Here is a 3011-nt window from a genome sequence, read left to right on the forward strand (position 1 = left end):
GATAGATCGTAAATCATAATATCCCATTGCCCATTTTTTGCCGCTTCAAAAGCCACTTTAGAACCATCGGCACTGATGATCGGATTGCGTACTTCCGCGAGCAGATCGGGAGCAATTTCCCTTCTCTGTTGAGTTTGTCGATCGTACAGATAAATAGCCGTTTTTCCCTGACGACTAGCAGTAAAAACGATATAACGACCATCTTCACTAATGGAAGGACTAGAAGCGATCTGATCGAGAGAATTTAGTCCGGGTAAAGACAATAAACGGCGATCAATAGCATCAAAAAGATAGATAGCTTGGGAACCATTGCGATCGGAAGCAAAAACGAGATAGCGAGAGGCAAGATAGGGAGTTAATTCACTAGCAGCACTGTTTAAACTTCTCCCCCCTCGATCGAAAGGAAAAGACAATAAACTGGGATAACCAGCACATCCAGTTAACAAACTAATTACAGCAACAAGACTAATAAAAAAATGACGTTTCACGGTTTGGGACTTTCAACGGGACTGCCATCGGCAATATCTAACTCGATATTCGGACCGCGATCGAGAACCTCCACATCCCATTGTCCCCGACGAGCGGACTCAAAGACAAGATAACGACCATCGGGACTAAGACGGGGATTTCGCAACCAACCGCGATAATTTTGACTCAATAACTCAGAACGATCGGTAATGCGATCATATAAAGCGATGACGGGACGACCCTCAATAATCACCATATAAGCCAGATAACGCCCCGTTTGGCTTAAACTAGGGCTATCGGTAATTTCTTGACCCGTATATAATCCCCCCGGGGCCTGGTATTGTTTTGTCTGCAAATCATAAAGCAGTATCTGATTACTACCGCGACGATTAGACAGGAAAGCAAGCCAACGACCATCACCGCTCAGGGCAGGTTTTTCGTCATTATAGCGACTATTTAGGGTTCCTGTAGATAAACCGGGGTTATTGAGATTACAACCGCCTATAACCCCTAAAAACAAGCAGATAAACAGGAAAAAGGGAGCTTTGGTCATCGGACCTACTCCTTAATAATCAAACCTAGTCGGATTATCATTACTCGACTCCCGTTCACTATTATCCGGTCTCTTCCAATCTTCTTGATCGCCAGCATCCCTAGGATCGATCGGTTGATAATCGACGTATTCCCCTTTAAATGGCGGATCATCCTCAATTATTGGGCGAGGACGACGTTTTTGGCTAGTGCGGGGCGGTTTACTGCTCGTCTCTTCACTAGCGGGACGACGACGGGGACGGGGACTGGTTTCTTCCCAATCATCACCGCTACGGCGCTGATCATAAACATCTCGATCGCTAGTGGGGGAACTATTGCGGGGACGACGATTAGCCGTTTTGCGACTGCTAGGATCGGCCGGCCGACGGGTGCGGGTGCTGCGGGGTTCCTCGTCCTGATAACTAGAAGTGCGGGAAGAGCGGGGATCATCGTAACCGCGTAAACGGGGATTATCTTCGTAACCTTCCTCTGGTTCGTAGGTGTCGAGGGGTTCCAATTCGGCCCGATATTCCCGACTCACAGGACGTTCATCCACAAAAGACGTGCCTCGGCGGGCCTGTTCCGTGGTTAAACCCCGCAATTTTACCGTCTCGAAGGCAAAAAACACCGCTGCCCCGGTCAGCAAAAATTGTCCGAATTGCAAAATCGGATCCAGTCGCCACCCTTGAAAAAGTAGAATCAAACCGCACAGTAAACCAACGGCGGCAAAAAATATATCATGATCCCTGGAAAGTTCTGGCCGCACCGAGCGCAGGAAGTATAACCCGGCTCCGGCCACTGCCAGAAAAATTCCTAAGATACTGGCCGAATTCAGCCCAAAATTGACCATCTTTATCTCCCTTCTCGGTGCTTAAATTCAAGAATCGAGTCTTTATCTATAGCCGTCAGCTTTCAGCAGCAATCTTGCTGTTTTTAACTTCTAGAGTCGAGCTATATTCTAACCCCGAAGTCTAGCACTATATCTATCATCCTCGATTCTAACTTACTCGATCGAGCCTAGTTTAAACAACTATTGTTAGGGAAGTGGGGAAGTGGGGAGACCACTTCGTGCGCGTTGCGGGGGGAAGTGGGGAGATTTTATCAGTGAACAGTGAACAGTAATCAGTGAACTGAAAACTCACATCTGATAACTGATAATTGATAACTGATAACTGATAAGGCTGACATCTTAACAAAATCTTTAGGAATTGCCCATTGACAGGATTGACTAAATGTGATGGCTATGTTTCGGGCATTTTAACGTGATTTCTTGATCACTTTTGAGCGATCGCTATCGTTGGGAAGTTAATCGCCGAAAGTCTGAAAGGAGGGATTTTCATTGATGCACATCATGGTTAATTTGTAAAGTGCGTAAGTCCTAATCTTAATAAGATCAGACAGAAATTTTTCTGTCATATCATAAAATTAACTTAACCTAGGCAAGAGGGAATTATAATATAATGTGAGTACAATCTAGGCTAAGTGGATAGTCTTTTTGTATTAATAGTTAATTCAGTCCATAAAATAAGGTGTGAGGATTGACCCATGTCAAAACTATTCAAGAATTTAGTAAAGGTAACTCCTTTAGTATTAGGTGCTTCCGTAGCGGCTGCTGGCAGCGCAGTGGCTCAAACTATGCCGGGGACACCTCAACTCAAGGTTGATCCAGCTGCGCAACAACAACTCGATCGCATTCAACAGGCCCAAAGTAGTCAGCAGATCAATACAAGTGTCTATCAGGGTTCCATGTCCCAGGTGACTAGCGTTAACCAACTGCGGGACGTATCTCCCACCGCTTGGGCCTACGAGGCATTAAGAAGCCTTGTGGAACGTTACGGCTGTATCGTTGGTTATCCCGACCGTACCTTCCGTGGTGATCGCGCCACCACTCGTTGGGAATTTGCCGCAGGTTTAAACGCTTGTTTAAACGTCATGGAACGTTTAATTCAAGATGGTGTCGGTGTACTCAGAGAAGATATCGATAAATTAAAACGTCTTGTTCAAGAATTTGA

Annotated in this window: 4 protein-coding genes; 1 reads left to right on the forward strand and 3 read right to left on the reverse strand. The window is 45.7% G+C overall.

All coding sequences use genetic code 11. From position 1 onward, the window contains the following. From PX484_RS21955 to PX484_RS21965, 3 genes are all read right to left on the reverse strand, one after another. Positions 1-488, reverse strand: a 488-nt coding sequence (locus PX484_RS21955) for a TolB family protein (protein WP_288105485.1), incomplete at its 3' end; no start/stop codon positions are given. Then, on the reverse strand, positions 485-1021 hold the full coding sequence (locus PX484_RS21960; protein WP_287764871.1) for a TolB family protein: 537 nt from the start codon (positions 1019-1021) through the stop codon (positions 485-487). The genes PX484_RS21955 and PX484_RS21960, both read right to left, overlap by 4 nt. Positions 1022-1033: 12 nt before the next feature. Beyond that, positions 1034-1849 carry a Ycf66 family protein gene (locus PX484_RS21965; protein WP_287669988.1) on the reverse strand — a complete coding sequence of 272 codons (816 nt, stop codon included), beginning with the start codon at positions 1847-1849 and terminating at the stop codon, positions 1034-1036. 695 nt (positions 1850-2544) lie between these two features. Here PX484_RS21965 and PX484_RS21970 point away from each other — a divergent pair. Next, positions 2545-3011, forward strand: a 467-nt coding sequence (locus PX484_RS21970) for an iron uptake porin (RefSeq protein WP_288105488.1), incomplete at its 3' end; no start/stop codon positions are given.

The sequence above is a fragment of the Microcystis sp. M49636_WE2 genome (assembly GCF_030065375.1).
Classification (GTDB): domain Bacteria; phylum Cyanobacteriota; class Cyanobacteriia; order Cyanobacteriales; family Microcystaceae; genus Microcystis; species Microcystis aeruginosa_C.

Bases quoted from the DNA above. Each gene is read 5' to 3' on its own strand.
- PX484_RS21960 (WP_287764871.1), bottom strand. From the start codon at position 1,021: ATGACCAAAGCTCCCTTTTTCCTGTTTATCTGCTTGTTTTTAGGGGTT.
- PX484_RS21965 (WP_287669988.1), bottom strand. From the start codon at position 1,849: ATGGTCAATTTTGGGCTGAATTCGGCCAGTATCTTAGGAATTTTTCTG.